The following is a 23012-nucleotide window of genomic DNA, read 5'->3' as shown; positions in this document are numbered from 1 at the left end:
ATAGACCGTCGCCAGAGGCTCTTTCACCGCTACCGCCCCATTGGGGACCCGAATCACTCCGCAGGGACGACGGGCGCGCGCACAGCGGCCGACGACGCCCCGGGCTCCGTCCGGACCAGCAACGCGAGCGCCCCCGCGGTCAGTAGCCCGCCGGCCAGAAAGGCCCCGCGCACTCCGAGGACGGGCAGGAGAACGCCACCCAGCAGCGACCCGACGGCCACGCCCACGTTGAACGCGGCCGAGTTGACCGCCAGCGCCGACTCGGTACGGCCCGGCGCCACCCGCAGCACCTGGCTCTGCGTTGCCATGAAAACGGGCGCGACCGAGGCGCCGAGCAGCATGAACAACGCGACCGCCGCCATTTGACTGCTCCCGGCCGCACACAGGCCGAGCAGCGCCGCCGCCTGAGTCGCCACCGGCACGGTGAGCGTGGCGCGCGGGAAACGGTCGAGGAGCGGCCCGACGAGCGCGACACCGGCCAGGGCGGCCGCCCCGAACGCGAACAGCACGCCGCCCACCGAGTCCTTGCCGAATCCACTGACTTCGTAGAGGAAGGCGACGACATAGGTGAAGCCCGCGAACACCCCGGTCACCGACAGGGCGGTGGTCGCGACGACGACGAGAAACCTGCGCCGGTCCGGATCGGCACCGTAGGCCGCATGGCTCTCCTGGGGGCGGGAGGCCGGCAGCAGGGCGGCGATGACGACGAGTGACACCAGCGCGAGGGCAGCGAGCACGACGAACGGCGCCCGCCAGCCGCCGTGACCGCCCAGCCAGGTCCCGGCCGGCACGCCGAGCACCGTGGCCAGCGAACCCCCGACCGACAGCAGCCCCATGACCCGGCCGCGCCGTTCGGGCGGGAACAGACCGACCGCGACCGGCCCCATCACCACCCAGAACGATGCCTGCGCCGACGCGGTCACCACCCGCGCCGCCAGCAGCAGCCCGTAGGAGACACTCCCCAGCGCCGAAACCCAGCTGGCCGCGGCCAACAGCCCCAGGAGCCCCGTGAGCAGGTACCGGCGCGGCACGGAGCGGGTGATGCGCGCGGCCGGCAAAGACACCACGGCCACCGTCAGGCCGTATCCGGTGACCAGCGTGCCCACCGCGCCGAGCGGCACCCGAAGATCGGCCGCCATGAGCGACAGCAGCCCCACGGGAAGGTTCTCAGCGGTGTTGAAGGTGAACGCCGCCAGCATCAGCGCCGCGACGACGGCGGCCCGGCGCCGCGCCGCGGGACGTACGCCGCCCATCCAGGTCTCCTCCGGGGTGTCGGGAAACAGCCCGGCAAGCGTGCCCGGGGCGGCGGAGACCTTCTACTGTTTCGATCCGGACCGAATCGGATCCGCCGGGAACCGCTCACGGAGGCCGTCTTGCCGCTGACCCTGCACCTGGGCGCCGAGGATCTGACCCGCTGCCGGTTCGCGATCTCGCCGATGTGCCAGACCCACGAGGCCCTGCGCATGCTGCGCCGACCCGCCCGGCACGGCTACCACCACGCCTGGCTGCGCCGTCTTCGCCGTACGCTCGCCGGGCTCGACCTGTCGCCCCTGTGGCTGTTCGTGCCCCGCGCCGGCGGCTACACCCCGGACTTCCTGGGCGCACCTCCCGACGAGCCGTATCCCTCCATCGACGACGAACTGGCCCGGATGCGGGCCACCGACCCGGCGCTCGCCCACGCGGAGATGGTCCGCTCGCTCGCCGGCACACCGGGCCTCGCCGAGTCACCGCAGGGCCGCGCCGCACTCGACGACCCCGCCCGGGCCGTGCGCCGCCTTGCCGACCTCACCGAACTCGCCTGGCACGCCCTGATCGCTCCCGACTGGCCGCGCCACCGTGCCGTGCTGGCGGCCGACATCGCCCATCGCTCACGGCAGGCGGCGGACGGCGGCCTCGACGCGCTGCTCGCCGGCCTGCACCCCGGCATCGGCTGGGCCGGACACCGGCTCACCCTGCACATGTACGGCGACCACGCGGACGCCCAACGCCCCGACGGACGAGGCATCCTGCTGATGCCCAGCGTGTTCGTCTGGCCGGACGTGGTGAGCGGCTTCGCCCGGCCCTGGCAGCCCACGGTCATCTACCCGGCCCGAGGCATGGGCCGCCTGCACGCCACCCCGGCCCCGCATCCGCCCGCCGCCCTCGCCCGCCTCCTCGGTCACCGGCGCGCCGCGCTGCTGGCCGACTTGACGGTTCCGGCCTCCACCACGGAGCTCGCCGCGCGACACGGCCTGGCTCCCTCCACCGTGTCGTCCCACCTGGCGGCCCTGCGCACGGCGGGACTGCTCGATGCGCGACGACAGGGCTACTACGTGCTGTACGAGCGAACGGTGCTGGGGGACCGCCTGGCGGCAGGGGCGTAGGGCGATCCTGCCGGGTCCGGCGACGGCGCCCGAGCCATCCCGACCACCTCGGGCTTTTCGGCCGTAGCGCGACGGGAACCCGGTGGCCGTCCGGACCCGCCCAAGGTCAGGAGGCCGACGTGCCCGATTCGCAGCACACGCAGCAGGATCCGACGACCCAGCACCCGCGCCCCGAGTTCCCGGCGCAGGACCAGCCGCACCCGGGGTGGACCGGGCCCATGGACCCGCCGCCCGACCACGGGGAGAAGACCTATCGCGGCGCCGGCCGCCTGAAGGACCGCAGGACCGTCATCACCGGCGGCGACTCCGGCATCGGGCGTGCGGTCGCGCTGGCCTTCGCACGCGAGGGCGCCGATGTGCTCTTCACCTACTTGGAGGACGAGGCGGACGACGCACGCGAGACCTCCCGACTAGTCGAGGACGCCGGGCGCAAGGCGGTGGCCGTCGCCTGCGACATCCGGGAGGAGGACAACTGCCGGGCCCTGATCGAGCGGGCCGTCACGGAGTTCGGGCGCATCGACGTCCTGGTGAACAACGCGGCTTACCAGATGTCGCAGCCCGACGGCATCGAGGCGATCACGACCGAGCAGTTCGACCGGGTCATGCGCACCAACGTCTACGGCATGTTCTGGCTGACCAAGTTCGCCCTGCCGCACATGCCGAAGGGCGGCAGTGTCATCAACTCCACGTCGGTGCAGGCCTACAAGCCCAGCCCGCATCTGCTGGACTACGCGACGACCAAGGGCGCGATCGTGACCTTCACGCAGGGGCTGGCCCAGATGCTCGCCGAGCGCGGCATCCGCGTCAACGCCGTCGCGCCGGGCCCGGTGTGGACGCCTCTGATTCCCGCGACCCTGCCCGACACGGTGGAGTTCGGCAAACAGAGCCCGTTGGGGCGCCCGGCCCAGCCCGCCGAACTGGCCCCCGCCTACGTCTACCTGGCCTCCCAGGAGGCCGGCTTCGTCACGGCGGAGATCCTCAACGCGACCGGAGGCACCCCACTGCCCTAGCGGCCCCGTATGCGGTGCATGGGAGGCGCCGAGGCGGGAACCCGCCCGGCCGTCCGGAACGAGGGAGTGGGAAACATGCATCAGGAAGCGCATCGGCCGCCGCAGCGCATGTCCGCTGTCCGGGCCCATGACGGCAGCGGACACGACGCATCGGTGGTGGAGCGGTGGTCGCCGGTGGTGCGCAGCGTCATGACGGTGGCAGCCGCCGTCGTGGTCGTGGCCGCGCTGTGGGCGACGGCCGTGTCCCGCTGAGACGCTCTGTCAGCGAGGGTCGCTGAGCACGTCCGTCAAGGGCAGCGTGCGCTGTACGAGACCGTGGGCGACCTCGGTGAGCCGACGGCCGTTGCGGGTCGCCCAACTCCCCAGGGCGGAGCGGGCGTCGGGCAGGGAGAGGCCGCCGGACTCGGCGAGCATGCCGGTGGCGATGTCGACGGTGGCCTTGGCGGCAACGGCCCGTTGGACGCTGCTGCTGACATCGGTGGGACGCAGCGGATGCGGGCTCCAGTTGACGAGGGCGACCGTGGTCACATCGGCCAGTGCCTGAGCCAGGTGCAGATCGAGCGCGGACAGTCCGCCCGGGGTGGTCAGAAGAAGGTTCAGGGCCCCCACCGTCTGGTGATGCACGCGCATCGGCAGCGCATGCGCGGCCCGGAACCCGTGCTCTCGGGCGTACGGGGCGACATGCGGCCAGCGGTGGGCGCTCTCGCCGAGGTCCGGAGCGTCGATACGCTCGCTCTTGCGATAACAGTCCACACAGGGGCCTTCGTCGATCTGGAGCTGGAAGAAGTCCCTGAGAGCCGCACGCTGGTCGGTGACGGCCATCAGTCGCAGCTCGCCCCGCACTCCGGCGATCATGACCCCGACCGCGTCGGCGCCCACGAGATCCAGGCAGTTGAGAACCAGCCGATCGAGGAGCACGACGGGATCGACGTCGTCGGCAAGCGAGTCGGCCAGCCCCACGAGCGCCTCGGCGAGCTGCTGTTCCCGGTTCATCACCGATCGCCCTCCCGTCCCTCGTCACCGGCGTCCCGCCGGCCGGCGTCCTCGCCGCCGCCCTCGGTCTCGGACCCGAGCCGAAGCGTGCGTACGAGGACATCACGCGCCACCTCGGTCACCGTCCGACCTTGGGCGAATGCCCGCGCACGCATCCGGTCCAGAGCCTGTTCGGCGCCCAGATTCAGCTGCACCATCACCATGCCGACCGCTTGGTAGACCTCACTGTGGTCGGACTCGGAAGCCTCCATCCACGACGCTACTCCCTCTTCGCTCGCTCGTTCGCCCGAGTCGTGTCCTGCAGAAAGGTTCACGAGGGCGAAGGTGACGGCATCCCGCGCCCACAGCGCGACCCGCAGGTCGCGCGACGACAGCGCGCCGGGCGTGCGGCGATACAGGTCGAGCGTGCCGATCGTCGCCCCCTCCAGTCCGAGCGGCAGCGAGAACACCGCCTGCACGCCCAGCCCGACGGCCTCGTGGGCGAAGACGGGCCAGCGCACGGCGTCCGGCTCCTCGGTCAGGTCGTCCGCCAGCACCGCCGCGGCGCGTTCGATCGCGGACTGGCAAGGGCCGTCCCCGAGCGTGTACTGCGTCTCCGCCAGCCGGGCCGCCGTCGAGTCGCTGGCACACCACATGGCACGCACCGTCGGGCCGCTCGCGATCGACACCGATGCGCCGGTGACGGGCAGAAGCTCCACGCAGGCCCGGCACAGCGCCTGGGGGACGTCGTCGGGCCTGAGGCCCTTGGCCGCGGCCGCCAGCAGCTCGGTGACCCGTGCGCGTTCCTCGGTCTCGGACGGCTCACTGTCACCGCCGGCTCCGTCAACAGGCATGATCCACCAGTACTCCAACCGATGGCACCGGTGAGAACCAACACTGCCCGGGTGTCACCGGGACGTACTCGGCCCGCGGGGCTGAGGCACACACCCTCGCCGTACAGTGCCCGGGTCTCGATGTCGTGCCCAACGAGTGCCCTTGCCCCCTTGCGCAAAACGGCACGCCGCCGCTTCAGACGTGGCCCGGGGGAGCCTTCTGCCGTGCCGACGCCTCCAGGTTTCCGGCCAGCCGCTGGGCCTGCAGGAGGAGGGCGCCGTAGGCCGAGGCTTCCTCGGGCTCGCCGCGGACCAGGTCCGGCAGCTGCCGGCGCAGGCCGTCCATCGCGGCGCGCATCTCCCGGACGGCCTGCCGCAGAGTGTCTTCCCGGCCCTGGCCTGCTCCGCCGTCCGCGGAGAGCCGCACGATCCGGGCCGCCTGGGCCAGGAAGGCGGCGTAGCCGCGGATCAGGGGCAGCCGGGACCAGTGCGCCTGCCGGTCCCGGGCGGCCGCCTCGTGCAGTGTGCGGGTGAGTTCCGTCGTGTGCACGGCGGCGTGGTCCAGCACGGCCGTAGCGTCCTCGTAGTCCTTGCTCGGCCGTGACGAGGCGAGGGTGCGGCGGCGTACGTTGCCCCACAGGCTCTCCCGGCTCCAGCCGACGGCCGACCGGCACTGCGTGACGAGGTGCTGAAGGTGCAGGGCCTGCCGATGCCACGCCTGCGTCTCGTCGACGCCCCACTGCCCGTCGACGAGACGGCCGCCCGCCGTTTCGAGGAGCCTGCCCGTCTCCTGTGCGGCCTCATGGATCATGGCGTGCGCATCGCGCAGGTAGACGGGTGGCCGGATCAGTGCGTTGACGGTGATGCCGACCGCCGCTCCGAACACGGCCTCGCCGATCCGGGCGGCGCACCCGGTCAGGCTGACCTGGGTGTCGGTGAGGACGAAGAGTGCGCCGGTGGCCGTGTACATCCCCTGCCGTCCGAGCCGCGACCACGAACTGAGGAGCACCACCAGGGGGAGGACGAGACCCATGGCGCCCATCCTGTTGTGCATCAGCAGCACCAGCAGCGTGGCCATGACGGTTCCCGAGGCGATCGCCGCCAGCTGCTGCAGGGCATGGGCGACGGACTGGTAGACCGTCGACTCGACGAGCAGGATCGCGACCCAGGGCGCCACGAAGGCCATGGGGGCGTGCAGCCACCAGCCCACCACCGCCCAGGACGCCCAGGCGGCGAAGGCGGCCTTCAGTGCCTGCGCGGCGAGGTCCCGTTCTCTGCACGGTTGTTTCCATGCGCGTTGTACGGCCCGTGCTGCGTCCCGCATCTTCCTGGACAACGTGAGAACGATCAAAGGATGAGGGCGAGGGCGAAGGCGAGGAAGAACGCGGCCACGAGCACGGTCACCACCAGGATCATCGCCAGCGGCCCCTTGGACCAGCCCTTGGTGGGGTTGTGCACTTCGCGCGGACCGGACTCGGGCAGGCTGCTCTCCGCAGGAGGCGTCTCACCCGGGGGCACACCGCCTCCGGGTTCCAGCCCCGTCGTACGTTCGGGCTCGCAATCAGGGTTTGTGAAAGTCACGGCATCCGAGTCCCCCGGCACTGATCGGATATCACCAGAACGGGATGATCGGGCTCTCCGTGCCCGACCCCGCACCCGCCGCCCGCCGTCCCCTGCTTTGGGCGGATCCACCTGGGAACTCGTCGGATGTTCGACAGGAGGTGCTGTGACCCAGAGCGAAGCTACGGCGGATGTCGCACCCGAGTCGGTCGACACGGCGCTGCTGGACGTGGTCCGGGACTGCGGGGCGTCCAGGGGCCTGCTGTACGTCCTGCCTCGCAACAGTGACGCCCTGTGGCTGGTGGCCTTGACGGGGGCGCCGCGTGAAATGGCCGTTCCGTGGACCCGGGTGGGCGTGGCGGACTCCATTCCGGTGGCGGACGCCGTGCGGTCCGGTCGCCTGGTGTGGATCAGCGACATGGAGGACATGGCCCGACGCTACCCGCGCACCTCACTCGTTCTGCCGTACGCCTTCGCACTGGCGGCCGCGCCCCTCGGCGCCCGGGGTTCGGTCGTGGGCGGGCTGGTACTGCTGTGGCCGGCCGCTCATCCGCCGCGGCTCAGTGGCGTCGAGCGCGCGGTCATCGATGCCGGCTGCCGGCGACTGGGCCGGCTGCTGCACGACGCGGCGGATCGCGACGCCCTGCCCCCGCCGGGTGAACCGCGGATCCTGCCCCACCCCTCCCGCGCCCGTGCTCTGCGCGCCGAGGGCAGCGAACAGGCGGCGTTCATCGCCCGGCTGCCGGGCGGTGCCTGCGCCCTGGACGACACCGGCCGGTTCACCTTCGTCACCCCCGAGGCGGCACGCCTGCTGGGCGCCGACGCCGAGAGCCTGCTGGGCGCCCTGCCCTGGGAAGCGCTGCCCTGGATGGACGTCCCCGAGATCGAGGACTCCTACCGTTCGACGCTGGTGAGCGAACGGCCCACCGCCTTCACCGCAGTGCGCCCCCCGGACACCCGGCTGGCCTTCGCGCTCTACCCGGACGCGTCCGGCATCAGCGTGCGGATCACCCGCAGCGACCCCCGCGACGAGCTGTCGCCGAGCCCGGCGAGCTCCCGGAGTGCCCCCGCCCACCCGGCCGGTACGGCCGAACCCGCCGCACGCGGACCGAGCCGGGCCGGCTCGCTGTACCACCTGATGCACATGGCCGCCACGCTCACCGAGGCCCTCGGCGTCCAGGACGTGGTGGACCAGGCCGCCGACCAGCTCATGCCCGCGCTCGGCGCCACGGCCATGGCCGTCATGGCTCCACGGGGCGGCAGACTGAGGATCCTCGGCCACCGCGGCTACGACGCCGAACTCATGGCACGCTTCGACCACATGCCCCTGAACGCCGACACGCCCGCCGTGCGCGTGATGGAGACCGGCAGTCCACACTTCTTCCGGGACTTCGACGAACTGAGGCGGTCGTATCCCGAAGCCGTCCATTTCGACGACAAGACGTCCTGGGCGTTTCTCCCTCTGATCGCCTCCGGCCGGGCCGTCGGCTCGCTCGTCCTCGCCTACGACCGCCCCCGGCACTTCCCGCCCACCGAGCGGGCGGTGATCACCGCGCTGGCCGGCCTCGTCGGCCAGGCCCTCGAACGGGGCCGCCTCTACGACACCCAGTTCGCCGTGGCCCATCAGCTCCAGGCCGCGCTGCTGCCCCGGCATCTGCCCTCCCTGCCCGGGCAGCGGGTCACCGCCCGCTATCGGCCGGCCGGCCACGGCGTGCAGGTGGGCGGTGACTTCTACGACCTGATCCGTCTGAACGACACCACCGTCGCCGCTGCGATCGGTGATGTCCAGGGACACGACATCGACGCGGCGGCCCTGATGGGCCAGGTCCGCACCGCCGTGCACAGCCAGGCGGCGGCAGGGGCCTCCCCGGGGGACGTCCTCGGGCGGACCAACCGTCTTCTCGTCGGCCTGGACCCCGGCCGGTTCGCCAGTTGCCTCTACGCCCACCTGGATCTCGGCCGCCACGGCCTGTGCCTGGCCAGTGCCGGCCACCCGCCTGCCGTGCTGCGCCATGCCGACGGCCGCACCGAGGTCCTCAGTCCGCCGCCCGGCCTGCTCCTCGGCATCGACGACCGGGCCGACTACCTGGCCGCCGAGTTCCCCCTGCACCCCGGCTGCGTCCTCGTCCTGTACACGGACGGACTCATCGAACGGCCCGGCGTCGATCTGGACGACGCCATCAGCACGCTCGCCGAACTCATCGCACGCACCGATCCCGAAGACCCCGACGCCATGGCCGACACCCTCGTCCGTCACGCCCCCGACCCCGCCGACGACGTGGCCCTGCTCATCGTCCGTCTCAACGGGGCCACGCCCGACCAGGCCGGGGACGACTGAAACCGTGTCGCCCCGGCGGCCCGGGGGTACCCGGACGTACACACGGGCGGGTGCGGACAGCTCCGCTCGTGCCCGACGCCGGGAATCGCGAAGGGAGCGCCCATGGTGCACGACGCGCACGGCGCGGCCCGCGCCGACGACTCGGGCCCCACCGGCCTGCGCCTCGCCCCGGGGGAGTCTTCGCCCGCCCCGGGGCCGGAAGACGACCTGCCGCGTGACCGTACCCAGGCGATCCTGGAGGCGACCAAACAGGTTGCCGCTCTCCTCAAGCAGAAGGAGCACAGATTCGCCCTGGCCGGAAGCGTGGCGGCCTACGCCCACGGCGTCAGTGGAAGGCTGCAGCACGACGTCGACTTCTGCGTCCTTCGCGAGGACGCCGAGGCAGTGGCGGCCACGTTGCGCGAGGGGGGTCTCACCGTCCACCATGCTCCGGAGGACTGGCTGCTGAAGGCGCGCTGCCTCGGCCAGAGCGTCGACATCATCTTCGAAATGTCCGACCACCCCGTCACCCCCGAACTGCTCGAACGCGCCCGGGAGTTGCCCGTCGACTCGGTCCGCATGCCGGTGCTGTCGCCGACGGACATGCTGGTGAGCCTGCTCAAGGCCTTCTCGGAGCACCACTGCGACTTCGGGGCCGTGCTTCCGATCGCCCGCTCCCTGCGGGAGAAGGTCGACTGGCAGGAGGTACGGCGAACCTGCGGCGACCGGCCCATGCCCGCGGCCTTCCTGTTCCTCCTGGAGCGCCTGGACGTCATCGATGCCGAGCCGGGGCAGCGAGCCGAATCCTCGAAGGAACAGCCATGAGCGAGCACACGGTCCAGTCCTCCTCCGGTGCCCCGGCCGGCCTCGACTACCGGGTCGCCCACCTGACCGAACGGTTCGCGGCCGGTCTGCCCGGCGAACTGGGTGTACGGGCCGAACTGCGCGGCGAGGCCGTCCTGCTCACCGGCACGGTCCCCTCGGCCCGGTGCCGTGAGGACATCATGCGCATCGCCCGCGAGGCCTTCCCGGACGTGCCGGTGCACTGCGACATCGTCACGGCGCGAACGACCCCGCCCGACGATGCGGAGGACCTCGCATGACCCGGGTGGCAGCCGTCGGGGACATCCACCTGGGCGCGGAGAGCCACGGTGTGCTCCGCCCCGCGTTCGAGACGCTGCCCGAGTGCGCGGATCTTCTGCTGCTGGCCGGCGACCTCACCCGCCACGGCACACCGGAGGAGGCTCTGGTCGTCGCCAAGGAGGTCGAGGACCTGGCGGTGCCGGTCGTCGCGGTCCTCGGCAACCACGACCATCACGGCGGATGCCCGGACCAGGTGGCGGCCGTCCTCGAGGATTCCGGCGTACGGGTCCTGGAAGGGCGGTCCACCGTGGTGACCAGCGGCAACACCCGTGTCGGGATCGCGGGGACCAAAGGGTTCGGGGGCGGGTTCGCGGGCAGATGCGCGGGAGAGTTCGGTGAGCCCGTCATGAAGGAGTTCGTCAGGTACTCCCGCAGGTGCGCCGAAGGCCTGCGGACCGGACTGCGGGAACTGGCCCGGGCGGAGTGCGACGTGCGGATCGCACTGACCCATTTCTCGCCCGTACCGGACACCCTGGCAGGTGAGCCGCTGGAGATCTATCCGTTCCTCGGCAGCTATCTGCTGGCCGAGGCGATCGACGACGAGGGCGCCGACCTCGCCGTCCACGGACATGCCCATTCCGGCACCGAACACGGGATGACCAGCGGCGGAGTGCAGGTGCGGAACGTGGCACAGCCGGTCATCGGGCGGGCGTTTCACGTCTACAACCTTCCGGCGCGGTAAGCGATCCGGTCGGCGGACCACGCGTGAGCCGCTGGGCATACGGCAGGCGGTCGTCTCAGATGTCGCGCTGCTTCAACGGCCGTACGGCCGGGCCCTGCAAAATCTGTCCGTCCGGGGCGAAGCGGGAGCCGTGGCAGGGGCATTCCCAGGCCTGTTCCGCGCGGTTGAACGCCACGAGGCAGCCCATGTGGGTGCAGCGGGCCGACACCGCCTGCAGTTCACCCTTCTCGTCACGGTGCACGGCGCACTGCCGCCCTCCCACCCGCACCACGGCACCGCCGCCCGGCGGGATGTCCGCCGTCGAAGGCCCCGTCATCGCCGGCAGCCGGTCGCCGACGAAGTGGCGCGCGACCTGCGCCTGATGCTTCAGGAACGAGGCTCCCTCGCGGACCACGGAGAGCAGACGGCGCGGATCGTAGAGGCCGGCCCAGGCGATCTCGCGGCCATTGACGAGGTCGCTGAGCAGACGGCCCGCCATGATGCCGCCGCTCAGCCCCCAGCCGCCGAACCCGGTGGCCACGTAGGTGTGACGGCTGCCCAGCCAGAGGGGTCCGACGAGCGGCACGGAGTCGGTGGCGTCATTGTCCTGCGTGGCCCAACGGTGGCTGATCGTGAACCCCGGGAAATGGCCTCCGGCCCAGGCGGAGAGCCGTGCGAAGCGCTCCTCGACATCAGCGGTGCCGGGCGTGAAGTGCTCACCGGTGACGATCAGCAGGCGTTTCCCGTCACTCAAGGGCGCGCTGCGCACGGACCGGGTGTTCTGCTCCGGCGTGATGTACATGCCGCGGGGCGCCCGGTCCTCGTCGATGGTTCCGGCGACGACCAGCTCGCGGCGCGGGGAGAGCCGGGTGAAGAGCAGGGCACGGTCGAAGACCGGGTAGTGGGTGGCGACCACGACCTCGTCCGCCCGCACCGACACCCCCGCGTCCGTCGCCAGGACGCAGGGCTCGCCCTCCGTGAGGCCCACGACGCGTGTGTGCTCGTGGACGGCACCGCCTCGGCGACGCAGGTCCCCGGCGAGAGCCAGCAGGTATTTGCGGGGGTGGAACTGGACCTGTTCCGTCACCCGGACCGCACCGGCGACGCTGAAGGGCAGCTCGGTCTCGGTCACGAACTCGGCCGCCAGGCCCGCCTCCCGCGCCGCGTCCGCCTCCGCCCGCAGCTTTCCCAGCAGCCCGGGCTGCTCGCCGTAGGTGTAGGCCGCGGCCTCTTCCCAGTCGCAGTCGATGCCCAGTTCGTCGACGATGTCGGCGGCGTGCCGGATGGCGGCGCTCTGCGACTCCGCATACAGGTGCGCCCCCGTCGGGCCGCGGGTGCGGCGCAGATGGTCGTAGGTCAGCGTGTGCAGCGCGGTCAGCTTGGCGGTCGTGTGACCCGTGACCCCGGCGGCGAGGCGGCCCGCCTCCAGTACGGCCACCTTGCGCCCCTGCTGGACCAGTTCCCACGCCGTACTCAGGCCCGCCATGCCGCCGCCGACCACGGCGACGTCGACGGCGATGTCGCCGGACGGCGGGGGAGCGGGTGCACCGGGCGGCGCCGTCTCGAGCCAGTACGATCCGTGGATTTCCGTCTCAGCGGTCATGACCGCCGAGTTCCCGCAGCGGTGCCCCGGACACACATACGGGGTTCACAGCCACGAGCGCTGACTGACGCCTTTGCTGGGTACCCGGTGCCACGCACACGCGCAGGAGGCCGGTCGCCCGGCGCGGTCGGCCCCGGAGCAGGCAAGGAGGCATCGATGGGCAAGGTCAAGGAAGCAGTGGACGTGGAGGTTCCGCTGCACATGGCGTACAACCAGTGGACTCAGTTCGAGGAGTTCCCGAACTTCATGGAGGGCGTCGACGAGGTCAGGCAGCTCGACGACCGGCACAACCACTGGACCACCAGCATCGGCGGGGTGCGGCGCGAGTTCGACACCGAGATCGTCGACCAGCTGCCGGACGACCGGATCACCTGGCGGTCCGTCGGCGGCGACACGCAACAGAGGGGATCGGTCCGGTTCGAGCGACTGGACGACTCGCACACCCGCGTGGAACTGGTGATGGAGGTCGAACCCAGCGGGGTCGCCGAGCAGAGCGCGGACGCGCTGGGCCTGATCGACCGGCGGGTGAAGGGGGACCTTCGCCGCTTCAAGGACTACGTGGAGAGCGAGGGCGGCGCCACCGGCGGCTGGCGTGGCCGCATCCGGCCCGAGGACCCCGGCACACCGCTGTGACGGTCGGCTGCGGAGTCCCACGAGGGCTCGCGGTTCGCTGACGAGGCTGAGGAGCGAGGGGACATGACAGACCTGGACGCGTTCATGGGTCGGCTGAGTCCCGACATGTGTGTCGTCACGGCCGCGGCGGGCGCGCAGCGGTCGGGCTGCCTGGTCTCCTTCTCCTCCCAGTGCTCCATGCGGCCGGTGCGGTTCGTGGTGTGGATCTCCAGGGCCAACCACACCTACGCGGTGGCCCGTGCCGCGGACCGCCTGGCCGTCCATCTGCTGACCCGTGAACAGCACGAGCTGGCAGCCCTGTTCGGCGGGGAGACGGGTGACCGGACCGACAAGTTCGCGCGTGTGCCCTGGACGCGCGGTCCCGGCGGCTCGGTCGTCCTGGAGGACGCCGCCGCCTGGTTCGTGGGCAGCGTCGAACAGCGCGTCGACGGCGGCGACCACGTCGGCTTCGTCCTCGCCCCCGAGGACTGGGGGAGCCGCGCGGACGGACCCCTGCTGCGGCTCGACGACGCCCGGGACATCAGCCCCGGCCACCCCGTATGACGGCGTGTCCACCGTAGGTTCAGCATCTCGTGACGGTGTGTCAGGTGGCAGGGTTCAGACCCGGTCGTCCGGGATGTCGGCCGATGCATCCTCGGGCGCGAGGTCGGGCCTCAGCCGCAGCCAGGACGGCTGGCGCAGCATTCCCGCCCGGGTACGGGTGCTGTAGCGGACCTCGCCCACCAGCCGGGGCACCACCCAGTGGGCCCGCGAGACCGACGGCACGGGATCGAAGGGGCACACGTCGGTCGCGGCGGCCCCCAGCAGCGCGGCGAGCTGCGACCGCTCGGCCTCGCTCCAGCCGGTGCCCACACTCCCGACGTACCGGAGGCGTCCCGCGGCCCGCTGCCCCACCAGAACGGCGCCGGGCAGCCCCGACAGCCGTCCCTTGCCGGGCAGCCAGCCGCCCACCACGACGTCCTCGCTGCGCATGTTGCGGATCTTGATCCAGGCCCGGGAGCGCACCCCGGGCTCGTACGCCGAGTCCAGCCGCTTGCAGACCAGGCCTTCCAGACCATGCTCACGGGTAGCCTGCAAGGCCTGTTCACCGTGGCCGACCAGCGCGGCCGGGGTGGACCAGTACGGCCCGTGAAGCCCCAGCCGCTCCAACTGCTCGCGCCGCCGGGCATAGGGGAGTGCCGTGAGATCTTGGCCGCCCAGGTGCATCACGTCGAACAGGATGAGGTGCACGGGCGCCTTCACTGCCTGCCGCGCCGCCCTGGCGGGTGCGTGCGCCAGCCCCATGCGGGGTTGCAGCAACTGGAAGTCGGCTCGGCCCTGTTCGTCCAGTGCCAGCACCTCCCCGTCGAGCACGGCAGGAGTCGCGCCGAGCGCCTCGCCCAGCGGTTGCAGCTCGGGATATGCGGCGGTGATGTCCTCCCCGGACCGTGCCCGCAGCAGGATGCTGCGGTCCCCTTCGAGGTAGGCGACCACGCGCTGGCCGTCCTGCTTGGTCTCGTAGGCCCAGCGGGAGTCCTGCCCGGCGGGTGGCAGGGAACCGGGCGTGGCGAGCATGGGCGGGATCAGGGGGAGTGTCACGGGGTGAGTTGTCGACGGTGTGGTCCGCCGCCATTCTCCCCGCCGCCCGGTTTCCCCTGAACGGCGCTGCCTGCGGGCCTGTTGCGAACGGCGCTGCCTACAGGCTGCTCGTCGGCGTCAGCAGGTCGTCGAGGCCCACTCTGCGGAAGAACTCGGCGCGCACGCGGTCGGCCACGGCGGAGACGACCTCGCTGCCGTCGCGGCTCGGATCCACGTTAACCCGCAACGGCCGCCTGCCGGGCGGCAGTTCAACGGTCCGCACGACGGCCTCGGCCACCTCGGTGACGTCGGCGTCCGGCGGTATCAGCCCGGCCAGTCGCACGTTCACGTCGTCCATGAGCGCCTTGTAGCGGGCGTCGTAGGCGGCGGCCCGGTCGGCGTCGGCCGGTGAGCCGGCGTGGGCGAAGTGGTTCGTGCCCGAGGTGAAGGCGCCCGGCACGACGATCGAGGTGTCGATCCCGAACCGTATGAGCTCGGCGGCATAGCTCATCGCGAGGGCGTCCATGGCGGCCTTCGCCGCGAAGTAGGGGGCGAGGAAGGGCGGGCAGCCGCCGCGCGTGCTGGAGGAGCCGATCCACACGAGGTGCCCCTGGCCCTGCGCGCGCAGCCGGGGCAGGGCCGCCCGGTTGACGCGCTGGGTGCCGAGCACGTTGGTGTCGTAGACATCCGCCAGCTGCTCGGGGGTGAGGCCTCGGCCGGGCCGAGCACCATGTGCCCGGCGTTGTGGACGAAGACGTCGAGGCGGCCCTGTTCTTCGACGACCCGGGCGACGGCCGCATCCGCGCTGTCCTGCCGGGTCACGTCCAGTTCCACGGCGTGCAGGGCGACTCCGTGCTCAGCCGCGTGGCCGGCCAGATCGGCGGCTGCTTGAGCGTTGCGGCTGGCGAGGGCGCGCATGCCCGCGTAGACCGTGTGCCCGCGCCGGGCGAGCGCGCGGACGGTGTGGGCGCCGAAACCGCTGGAGGCGCCGGTGACGAGAATGACCTTGCTGTCACTCACGACTGTTCCTTTCCAGCTCTCGAACTCTGAGCTTCTCGAAGGACGGCGAGGGCCGTCAGATGATGCCGCCGTTGGCCCGCACCACCTGTCCGTTGATCCAGCGGCCCTCGGGGCCTGCCAGGAAGGACACGACGCCCGCGATGTCCTGCGGCGTCCCCAGGCGTTCCAGCGGCGGCTGTGCGGCCAGACGGGCGATCGTCTCCTCGTCCTTGCCGTCGAGGAAGAGCTCGGTGGCGGTGGGCCCGGGCGCCACCGCGTTCACGGTCACGTCACGGCCGCGCAGCTCCCGGGCGAGTATCAGCGTCAGCGCCTCGACCGCCCCCTTGCTCGCGGCGTAGGCGCCGTACCCGGGGAAGGCGAGACCCACCACCGAGGTGGAGAAGTTGACGAGCGCCCCACCCGGGCGCAGGCGGCGGGCCGCCTGCTGGTCGACGACGAACGTGCCGCGGATGTTGGTGTGGTAAAGGGCGTCGAGCTCATCGAGGTCGAGTTCGGCGACGGGGGAGAGGGGCATCCGTCCGGCCGCGTGCACGACCACGTCGATGCCGCCGTAGGTGGCCTCCGCCAGGTCGAACAGGGCGGCGACCGCCGTCTCGTCGCCGACGTCCGCGCGGGCGGCGTACGCCGAGCCACCTGCGGCCTCGATGGTCTGTACGACGTCGTCGGCCGCGTCCTTGTTGCCCGCGTATCCGACGACGACTGCGAAGCCGTCGGCGGCGAGCCGCTCGGCGACCTGACGGCCGATGCCGCGAGATCCGCCGGTCACGATCGCGACGCACCGGTCCATGGGGGGCTGAGTGGTCATGGTTGCACCCTTCGCTTGTAGCGATGCTACGCCGTACTCGTATCGACGATAACACAGCTTCGTAGCGCCGGTATGTGAAATTTCGTATCGACGCTACGGATGGCGTACCGTGGACCCATGGATGCGAGGGAAAAGATCCTGGAAGCGGCCACGGACCTGCTGGCCAAGGCGCCGGTCGCCGATGTCTCGACGCGTGCGGTGTGCGAGGCGGCCGGAGTGGGGGCGCCGATGCTCTACCGGATATTCGGCGACAAGGCCGGGCTGCTGGCCGCCGTGGTCGACCGGGGATTCGAGCAATATCTTGCCTCCAAGCGGGCGGCGCGGCCCAGCGACGACCCGGTCGCCGACCTCAGGAGCGGCTGGGACAACCACATGCGCTTCGCGCTGGAGCACCCCAACCACTACCGCCTGATGTACTCGCCCGAGCTGACGGTCCCGCCCGCGGCAGCCCAGGAGGCGCACGAGCTGCTGCACGGCATCCTCGAACGCTGCGCCGCCGCGGGCCGGCTCACCGTCCCGCCCGCCCTCGCCACACAGATGATCATGTCCGCCAATGTGGGGGCGGCCCTGTCGATGCTGACCAGGCCCGAGCAGTACCCGGACCCGCAGTTCTCCGAGCGGCTGCGCGACAGCGTGCTGGACTCGCTGACCCGTCCGGCCGGCACGGCCGAGCCGGCCGGACGGGACAGCGCCGTCCCGGTCGCCGCCACCACGCTCGCGGCCCGCTTGCGGGCCGCCCAGTCCCCGGTCTTCACACCGGCGGAGTCGGCTCTGCTGGAACAGTGGCTGGACAAACTCTCCGCAGGCTGAGCGCGCAGCCCGCGGTGCTCAGCGCTGCGCGGGCCGCGATGCCTGTGCGAGCCCGGACCGGTAGGCGATGAGGACGAGTTGGGTGCGGTCACGGGCGCCCAGCTTCGTCATCGCGCGGTGCACATGGGTGCGTACCGTCAGCGGACTGACGAAGAGCTTCTCGCCGATCTCCTCGTTGGAGTGGCCCTCCGCCACCCAGGCCGTCACCTCGCGCTCGCGGGCGGTGAGCGCACTGAGATCCTCGGACGCCGTCGGCGGGGCACCCTGTGCCGGGGCGGACAGGAAGCGCGTGATCAGCACACGCGTGGCGAGCGGGGAGAGCAGTGAATCGCCCGCGGCCACGGTCCGGATGCCGTCGAGCAGCGCGTCCGCGGTCACGTCCTTGCCGAGGAACCCGCTCGCGCCGGCCTGCAGCGCCTGGGCGACGTACTCGTCGATCTCGAAGGTGGTGAGGATCAGGACGCGCGTGCCCGACAGTTCGGGGTCGGTGCAGATCCGGGAGGTGGCGGCCAGGCCGTCGGTGCCGGGCATGCGGATGTCCATCAGGACGAGGTCGGGGCGGTGCACGCGCGCGAGGGCGACGGCTTCGGCGGCGTCGGTGGCCTCGGCGACCACCTCCATGTCGTCACAGGAGTCGATCAGGATCCGGAACGTGGCCCGCAGGAGGGCCTGGTCGTCGGCGAGCAGCACGCGGATGGTCATGGTTTCCGTTCTTGTCGTCTCATGGTCCCCGTTCCGTGGGTCACGGGGGTTCTGGGCGTCAGGGAGCGGTGGGGTACTGGGGCGGCCGGGTGATGACCGCGAAACCGCCGGCCAGGCGGAGACCGGTTCGGAGGGCGCCGCCGACGGGCTGGGCACACTCGCGCATGCCGATCGGCCCGAGGTGGCGTCCCGGGCCGGGGGCCGCGGCGTTCGGCCGGTGCGTGCCGGGCAAGCGGATCTCGCTGCCCAGGCGGAAGGCGGCGACCAGGAACTCAGCCGTCATGGTGTCGACGGTGTGCGCATGTTCGCCCGCGTATCGCTGCCAAGGGATGCTCATCGCGTCTCTCCGGTCGGTCCTGGAAGCCATGGTGGGCGATGCTCGCCGGGAACGACGGGCGAGGACCGCCCGTGTCCTCGCCCCGGGCGACCCTCTCGAAGGAAGGGCACGAGGTCAGACGCGGACGGACTCCTGTACGACGCCCTCGGCCGCGGGCGGATCGTGCAGGCCCTTGCGGGTGAGGGTCTGGTTTCCGGGGTGGTGCCGCCTCACCGACCGGGAACAGGAACGCGATGGGTTGCTTGCGTCAGGCAAGCGCATGGATTACTTGAGTTAGGCAAGCAGAACCGTAGGGTGGGTGACATGCCTCCCTCGTCCCCCAACGGCACCATCGGAGGGCGGAGGCGCTGGCGCGGGCCATGGAGCAGCGCTTCGACCTCGTGGTCCTCGATGCCACGCTGCCCGATCTGGCGGCCCTCGGCCGGGAGCGCCGCCCGCGGGCCGCCCACCGCCCGCCGGTCCTGTTCCTGACCGCGTACGACACAAGGAGCGGATCGGCCGCTACGTCTGGGGCGACTTCCGCGGCGGCAACGCGATCGGGCAACTCGTCTCCGCACCGGGCGGCCGGCGCCCGTGTTCGGCACCTCGATGCGGATCGAGCACCGCACCAACGCCGCCGAACAGGGCATGGCCGCCGCCCGCAATCCGCTGCGTCCCGCCGCCCGTAAACCGTTCACCCCGGTGCCGTACTTCTGGTCCGACCAGTACGACCGTCGTCGACGGGGACTTGGCCGAGGGCAGGTTCGTGGCCGCCTATCGCGCCGGCGAGCGGGTGAGCGGTGCGCTTGCGGTGGGCATGCCGCCCAGGGCCCTCCGGCCGTGGCGGCAGGCGATCGCTGCCGGAGTCTGGGTCGAGGCCGTGCGTACCGGCGCGACCGTGCCGGGGGTCTGAAATTCAGGGGGCGGCGGGGCCGGTGAGGTACCGTCCCCGCTCGTCGTACGGCCAGACATTGGGCACACAGCCGTGCATGCCCTTGATCTGCTGCATCATCGCCGGGGCCGGCTGCCCCGGGCCGGGGCAGGTGACGTGGCCGTGTCCGAGGAAGTGGCCGACCTCATGGTTGATGATCAGCGCGTGGTAGGCGGTGACGTCCTTGGCGTAGACGGGGGTGGCGAGCAGCCAGCGTTCGAGGTTGACCATCACCTTGTGGTTGACGCTGCAGTTGTACCTGCCCTCGGTGTCCAGACCCCCCTCGGCGACGCACGTCTTGTCCACGGTCCCCGGAGTCGCGATCCGTACGACGAAGTCGGTGGTGCCGCCGGAGACCCGCTGGAACGCCGAGTGGCCGTCGGCGGTCCAGCCGCGCCGGTCGGCGAGTATGCGCTCCACCTCCTTGGCGACGGCGGCAGCGGACACATCGATGTTCTTCTCGACCTCGACCCGGTAGCGCAGCGTCGTGCCGGTCCCGGCCTTGGCGCTCCCACCGGCCGCGGTGACGAACGTGTCCGGCCCGGTGGCCGGGATCTTCGGGGCGGGCGGGGCGGAGGGGCTGTGGGACGGGCTGGGCGACGTCGTGACGGGGCGGGGTGAACGCGAGGGATCGGAGCCCGGCTCCGCGTGTGCGGTGGGTCTGGGCCGGTCGTGGTGCGCGTCGGCGGACGTCCAGCCCACGGCCGCGAAACCGGTGACGCTCAGGACGGTCAGCGCGGCCAGACCTCCCCACACCTTCGTCCTCGACCGGCGAGTGGCGGCGTGCGAGACACGGCCCCGACGACGGCGACTGGGCGAGCGAGTTGCTTTGTGCGCGGTCATGGTCGTTCAGGTTGTGATCGATATGTGATCGGATCTGGCCCGAACGATAACGAAAAGGTAACGCCCGGGCGGCTGTGGGCGCATATGATCATCCCGTAACAGAGGCCCGGCGGGCCGGGGGAGATGCCGATACTGAGCCCATGCCGCGAGTTCTGCTGATCGAAGACGACCGTGCCGTGCGGGAGGGCGTCGCCCTTGCCCTGCGCCGTCAGGGGCACGAGGTCGCCACCGCAGTGACGGGGGAGGAGGGGCTGGAGCTGGTGCGTTCCTTCCGGCCCGATGTCGTGGTGCTGGACCTGATGCTGCCGGGTATGCCCGGCCTGGACGTGTGCCGTGCGCTGCGCGCTCTCGACCAGACGCTGCCGATCATCATGGCCACCGCGCGGGGCGACGATGAGGACATCGTCGTAGGGCTGGAGGCCGGAGCCGACGACTACGTGGTCAAGCCCGTGCAGGCCAGGGTGCTGGAGGCGCGCATCCGAGCCGTGCTGCGCCGGGCGGCCGGCGCACCCGGCGACGGCGGCATACCCAAGCTCGACAGCTACGGGGACCTGACCGTCGACCGGGCCGGCTTCTCGGTGACCCTGAAGGGTGCGCCGGTGGCGCTCGCCGCCTCCGAACTGCGGCTCCTGATGACCCTGTCCGCCTCACCCGGCCAGGTGTTCAGCCGGCAGCAACTCCTCGAAGCGGTCTGGGAACACAGCTACCACGCCGACGCGCGCCTGGTGGACGCCTGCGTCAAACGGCTGCGCGCCAAGATGGGCGAACCCCGCTACATCGAGACGGTGCGCGGCTTCGGCTACCGGTTCGCCTCGCTGTGACGCGCACGCCGACGGCCCGACGCGGCTTCGCGAAGCGCTTCAGGGTGCCCCAACTGCGCGGTCTGCGCACCCGGTTGGTCGTCGCGTTCGCGCTCGTGGCCGCGCTCACCGCGGCGACCACCGGCGCCCTGAGCTTCCGCGAGGCGCGCACAGGGCTGCTCCAGCAGAGCCAGGACACGGTGATCGCGCAACTGCGCGCCCAGGCGAACCGGCTCGCCCCCGAGGTCGTCGCGCCGCCGGACGAGACCGAACTGCGGCGGTTCGCGGCCGCCATGGCCGCAACCGATCCCTCCGGGACCTGGCGCGTCATGGCCACCTACCGCAATCTGAGCGCGACCTCCCTCACGGGCGACCGGTTCGAGGAACTCACACCGGCTCTGCGCAAGGCGGTGGACACCCGACTGGCCACCGTCTTCCAGAGAGTGAACAGCGGCGACCACACCGCACTCGTCGTCGGCATGTCCGTCACCTTTGCCGGAGGCGTGGGCGACTCGGGCCTGCAGGTCTTCCTGATCGTGGCGCAGACCAAGGAACAGGCGTACGTCGACGCCCTGGTCACCGCCATCGAACGGGCCACCGTGCCCGCCCTGGTGCTGGCCGTGCTGCTGGCCCTGCTCGCCGCGCGCGGGGTGCTCAGGCCGGTGCGGGCGCTGCGCGGCGCCACCCGCAGCATCGCCGAGGGGCGGCTGGACACCCGGCTCGCCGTGGACGGCGCAGACGAACTCGCCGATCTGTCGCACACGTTCAACGAGACCGCCGCCGCTCTCGAGGCGTCGGTGGCCGAGCTGCGCGGTATGGAGGCCCGGGCCCGCCGGTTCGCCGCGGACGTCTCGCACGAACTGCGCACCCCGCTGGCCGCGATGTCCGCGGTCACCGACGTCCTCGACGAGGACGCCGCCCGCCTCGACCCGGACACCGCCACCGCGGTCCGGCTGATCAGTGAGGAGACCGTGAAGTTGGCCCGTCTGGTGGACGATCTGATGGAGATCTCCCGCTTCGACGCGGGCGCGGCGGTGCTGCACCTGGACGAGATCGACCTCGCCGAATCGCTGCGGCGCACCCTCGCCGCCCGCGGCTGGACCGACCTGGTGGGCACCGAGTTGCCGCCGCCCGACGCACTGCGCGGGCGCGTCGACCCCCGCCGCCTCGACGTCGTCGTGGCGAACCTGGTGGGCAATGCCCTGCGGCACGGCGCCCGCCCCGTCCTGTTGCGGCTGACCGATGCGGACCGGCCCGCGGCGGGGCGACGGGCGGTCATCGAGGTACTGGACAGCGGGCCGGGCATCCCCGACGCCGTGCTGCCCCATGTCTTCGAGCGGTTCTACAAGTCCGACGCCGCCCGCACCCGCACCGAGGGCAGCGGCCTGGGCCTGGCCATCACCGCCGAGAACGTCCGTGTGCACGGCGGCAGCGTGAGCGCCGCGAACCGGCCGGAGGGCGGCGCCGTCTTCACCGTCGAACTCCCGCTGCACAACGAGCGGTCGGCTCAGGATCAGGCGGACGGCGACGCGTCGGCAGAAGGGAGCAGGCCATGAGAGCCGCACGCAGATCCGCATTCCTGATGTGGCTTTTGATGCTGGGCGCGCTCACCTCCTGCGGCATTCCCACGACCGGCGTGGTGGAGGCGGGCGGACCCGCCAGCGGGGTCGCGCCGACGCTGCAGGTCTACTTCGTGGCCGGCGGCACCCTGCGGGGCGTGGACCGCAGCCTTGCCGGGCCGGTCGATGTCGAGTCGGCCGTACGGGTGCTGTTGAAGGGGCCGACCCGGGCGGAACAGGCCGATGGCCTGTACACGGTGCTGCCGCCCGAGGCGTCCATGATGTCCCGGGTGACGGTGACGTCACGCGACGGCCGCGTGACCATCCGGCTGTCCGCCGTTCCGGGGGACTCGGGCGACCTCGCCGCGGCGCAGCTCATCTGCACGACCGTCGCGGCACAACGCGTCATCACCCCGGGTGCCGACCCACAGCCGGTGACCGTCACCGGCCCGGGTGGACTCGACATCCGGGGAGCGGGAACCCAATGCCCCGGCGGGCCGGGTGCGTAGTGCAGTCCGCGTCGTGCGGCCGCAGGACGCAGGGGAGACGCCCGCAGCGGATTACTTGAGTTACG

The 23012-nt window shown here is 71.8% G+C and carries 24 protein-coding genes and 2 pseudogenes; 14 read left to right on the top strand and 12 right to left on the bottom strand.

The window, feature by feature from the left end:
• Nucleotides 1-53: 53 nt before the first annotated feature.
• Nucleotides 54-1253 (bottom strand): MFS transporter, encoded by a 1200-nt coding sequence (locus ACWCRD_RS43270; protein WP_450971165.1) that lies wholly within the window; start codon nucleotides 1251-1253, stop codon nucleotides 54-56.
• Between the two features lie 120 nt (nucleotides 1254-1373).
• Here ACWCRD_RS43270 and ACWCRD_RS43265 point away from each other — a divergent pair, with 120 nt between their 5' ends.
• From ACWCRD_RS43265 to ACWCRD_RS43255, 3 genes are all read left to right on the top strand, one after another.
• On the top strand, nucleotides 1374-2363 hold the full coding sequence (locus ACWCRD_RS43265; protein WP_450971164.1) for a DUF5937 family protein: 990 nt from the start codon (nucleotides 1374-1376) through the stop codon (nucleotides 2361-2363).
• A 119-nt stretch (nucleotides 2364-2482) separates the two neighbouring features.
• Entirely contained in the window at nucleotides 2483-3373 is an 891-nt protein-coding gene (locus tag ACWCRD_RS43260) for an SDR family oxidoreductase (protein WP_450971163.1), read from the top strand.
• 75 nt (nucleotides 3374-3448) lie between these two features.
• Entirely contained in the window at nucleotides 3449-3625 is a 177-nt protein-coding gene (locus ACWCRD_RS43255; protein WP_450971162.1) for a hypothetical protein, read from the top strand.
• Nucleotides 3626-3634: 9 nt separating this feature from the next.
• Here ACWCRD_RS43255 and ACWCRD_RS43250 read toward each other — a convergent pair whose 3' ends face one another.
• From ACWCRD_RS43250 to ACWCRD_RS43235, 4 genes are all read right to left on the bottom strand, one after another.
• The gene (locus tag ACWCRD_RS43250) at nucleotides 3635-4366 is read right to left on the bottom strand and encodes a GAF domain-containing protein (protein ID WP_450971161.1); all 732 of its coding nucleotides are present in this window, start codon (nucleotides 4364-4366) and stop codon (nucleotides 3635-3637) included.
• Nucleotides 4366-5199, bottom strand: coding sequence for a GAF and ANTAR domain-containing protein (locus ACWCRD_RS43245; RefSeq protein WP_450971160.1), 834 nt, complete (start codon nucleotides 5197-5199; stop codon nucleotides 4366-4368). The genes ACWCRD_RS43250 and ACWCRD_RS43245 overlap by 1 nt, the downstream gene beginning before the upstream one ends.
• A 175-nt stretch (nucleotides 5200-5374) precedes the next feature.
• On the bottom strand, nucleotides 5375-6502 hold the full coding sequence (locus tag ACWCRD_RS43240) for an FUSC family protein (protein WP_450971159.1): 1128 nt from the start codon (nucleotides 6500-6502) through the stop codon (nucleotides 5375-5377).
• Nucleotides 6503-6525: 23 nt separating this feature from the next.
• A complete protein-coding gene (locus ACWCRD_RS43235) occupies nucleotides 6526-6759 on the bottom strand; it encodes a DUF6480 family protein (protein ID WP_450971158.1) in 234 nt (77 codons plus the stop codon).
• Between the two features lie 145 nt (nucleotides 6760-6904).
• On the opposite strand from ACWCRD_RS43235, the gene ACWCRD_RS43230 reads away from it, so the two are divergent.
• The 4 genes from ACWCRD_RS43230 to ACWCRD_RS43215 all read left to right on the top strand — a co-directional run bounded on the left by ACWCRD_RS43230 (nucleotide 6905) and on the right by ACWCRD_RS43215 (nucleotide 10880).
• The gene (locus ACWCRD_RS43230; protein ID WP_450971157.1) at nucleotides 6905-9076 is read left to right on the top strand and encodes a SpoIIE family protein phosphatase; all 2172 of its coding nucleotides are present in this window, start codon (nucleotides 6905-6907) and stop codon (nucleotides 9074-9076) included.
• Between the two features lie 102 nt (nucleotides 9077-9178).
• Entirely contained in the window at nucleotides 9179-9880 is a 702-nt protein-coding gene (locus ACWCRD_RS43225) for a nucleotidyltransferase family protein (RefSeq protein ID WP_450971156.1), read from the top strand.
• Nucleotides 9877-10158 carry a hypothetical protein gene (locus ACWCRD_RS43220; RefSeq protein ID WP_450971155.1) on the top strand — a complete coding sequence of 94 codons (282 nt, stop codon included), beginning with the start codon at nucleotides 9877-9879 and terminating at the stop codon, nucleotides 10156-10158. The genes ACWCRD_RS43225 and ACWCRD_RS43220 overlap by 4 nt, the downstream gene beginning before the upstream one ends.
• Nucleotides 10155-10880 (top strand): metallophosphoesterase family protein, encoded by a 726-nt coding sequence (locus ACWCRD_RS43215; RefSeq protein ID WP_450971154.1) that lies wholly within the window; start codon nucleotides 10155-10157, stop codon nucleotides 10878-10880. The genes ACWCRD_RS43220 and ACWCRD_RS43215 overlap by 4 nt, the downstream gene beginning before the upstream one ends.
• Before the next feature lie 55 nt (nucleotides 10881-10935).
• On the opposite strand, the gene ACWCRD_RS43210 is transcribed toward ACWCRD_RS43215, so the two are convergent.
• On the bottom strand, nucleotides 10936-12462 hold the full coding sequence (locus tag ACWCRD_RS43210) for an FAD-dependent oxidoreductase (protein ID WP_450971153.1): 1527 nt from the start codon (nucleotides 12460-12462) through the stop codon (nucleotides 10936-10938).
• Between the two features lie 156 nt (nucleotides 12463-12618).
• On the opposite strand from ACWCRD_RS43210, the gene ACWCRD_RS43205 reads away from it, so the two are divergent.
• Nucleotides 12619-13095 carry an SRPBCC family protein gene (locus ACWCRD_RS43205; protein WP_450971152.1) on the top strand — a complete coding sequence of 159 codons (477 nt, stop codon included), beginning with the start codon at nucleotides 12619-12621 and terminating at the stop codon, nucleotides 13093-13095.
• Nucleotides 13096-13158: 63 nt separating this feature from the next.
• Nucleotides 13159-13638 carry a flavin reductase family protein gene (locus ACWCRD_RS43200; protein ID WP_450971151.1) on the top strand — a complete coding sequence of 160 codons (480 nt, stop codon included), beginning with the start codon at nucleotides 13159-13161 and terminating at the stop codon, nucleotides 13636-13638.
• Between the two features lie 54 nt (nucleotides 13639-13692).
• On the opposite strand, the gene ligD is transcribed toward ACWCRD_RS43200, so the two are convergent.
• From ligD to ACWCRD_RS43185, 3 genes and pseudogenes are all read right to left on the bottom strand, one after another.
• The gene (gene ligD, locus ACWCRD_RS43195; protein ID WP_450971150.1) at nucleotides 13693-14673 is read right to left on the bottom strand and encodes a non-homologous end-joining DNA ligase; all 981 of its coding nucleotides are present in this window, start codon (nucleotides 14671-14673) and stop codon (nucleotides 13693-13695) included.
• A 97-nt stretch (nucleotides 14674-14770) separates the two neighbouring features.
• A pseudogene (locus ACWCRD_RS43190) lies at nucleotides 14771-15672 on the bottom strand (SDR family NAD(P)-dependent oxidoreductase).
• Between the two features lie 55 nt (nucleotides 15673-15727).
• Complete coding sequence (locus tag ACWCRD_RS43185) at nucleotides 15728-16477, bottom strand: SDR family oxidoreductase (RefSeq protein WP_450971149.1); 750 nt, start codon at nucleotides 16475-16477, stop codon at nucleotides 15728-15730.
• A gap of 117 nt (nucleotides 16478-16594) precedes the next feature.
• On the opposite strand from ACWCRD_RS43185, the gene ACWCRD_RS43180 reads away from it, so the two are divergent.
• Nucleotides 16595-17287, top strand: coding sequence for a TetR/AcrR family transcriptional regulator (locus ACWCRD_RS43180; protein WP_450971148.1), 693 nt, complete (start codon nucleotides 16595-16597; stop codon nucleotides 17285-17287).
• 18 nt (nucleotides 17288-17305) lie between these two features.
• Here ACWCRD_RS43180 and ACWCRD_RS43175 read toward each other — a convergent pair whose 3' ends face one another.
• On the bottom strand, nucleotides 17306-17989 hold the full coding sequence (locus tag ACWCRD_RS43175; protein ID WP_450971147.1) for a response regulator transcription factor: 684 nt from the start codon (nucleotides 17987-17989) through the stop codon (nucleotides 17306-17308).
• Between the two features lie 58 nt (nucleotides 17990-18047).
• The gene (locus tag ACWCRD_RS43170; protein WP_450971146.1) at nucleotides 18048-18326 is read right to left on the bottom strand and encodes a hypothetical protein; all 279 of its coding nucleotides are present in this window, start codon (nucleotides 18324-18326) and stop codon (nucleotides 18048-18050) included.
• Nucleotides 18327-18896: 570 nt separating this feature from the next.
• Here ACWCRD_RS43170 and ACWCRD_RS43165 point away from each other — a divergent pair.
• Nucleotides 18897-19218 (top strand): annotated as a pseudogene (locus tag ACWCRD_RS43165) (NAD(P)/FAD-dependent oxidoreductase); the annotation flags it as partial.
• Between the two features lie 3 nt (nucleotides 19219-19221).
• Here the strand turns inward: ACWCRD_RS43165 and ACWCRD_RS43160 are convergent.
• Nucleotides 19222-19992 carry a DUF3152 domain-containing protein gene (locus ACWCRD_RS43160; protein ID WP_450971145.1) on the bottom strand — a complete coding sequence of 257 codons (771 nt, stop codon included), beginning with the start codon at nucleotides 19990-19992 and terminating at the stop codon, nucleotides 19222-19224.
• A 227-nt stretch (nucleotides 19993-20219) separates the two neighbouring features.
• Here ACWCRD_RS43160 and ACWCRD_RS43155 point away from each other — a divergent pair, with 227 nt between their 5' ends.
• Genes ACWCRD_RS43155 through ACWCRD_RS43145 form a run of 3 tightly spaced genes read left to right on the top strand, consistent with a single transcriptional unit; the run spans nucleotide 20220 to nucleotide 22947 of the window.
• Nucleotides 20220-20900: a response regulator transcription factor gene (locus tag ACWCRD_RS43155; protein WP_450971144.1), complete on the top strand. Its 681-nt coding sequence runs from the start codon at nucleotides 20220-20222 to the stop codon at nucleotides 20898-20900.
• 44 nt (nucleotides 20901-20944) lie between these two features.
• A complete protein-coding gene (locus ACWCRD_RS43150) occupies nucleotides 20945-22435 on the top strand; it encodes a sensor histidine kinase (protein ID WP_450971179.1) in 1491 nt (496 codons plus the stop codon).
• Entirely contained in the window at nucleotides 22432-22947 is a 516-nt protein-coding gene (locus tag ACWCRD_RS43145; protein ID WP_450971143.1) for a GerMN domain-containing protein, read from the top strand. Before ACWCRD_RS43150 ends, ACWCRD_RS43145 begins: the two co-directional genes overlap by 4 nt.
• Nucleotides 22948-23012 lie beyond the last annotated feature (65 nt).

This window comes from Streptomyces sp. NPDC002092, from assembly GCF_053593775.1.
The sequence above is the reverse complement of the archived record's forward strand: the minus strand, read 5'-3'. Positions and strand labels throughout refer to the sequence as shown.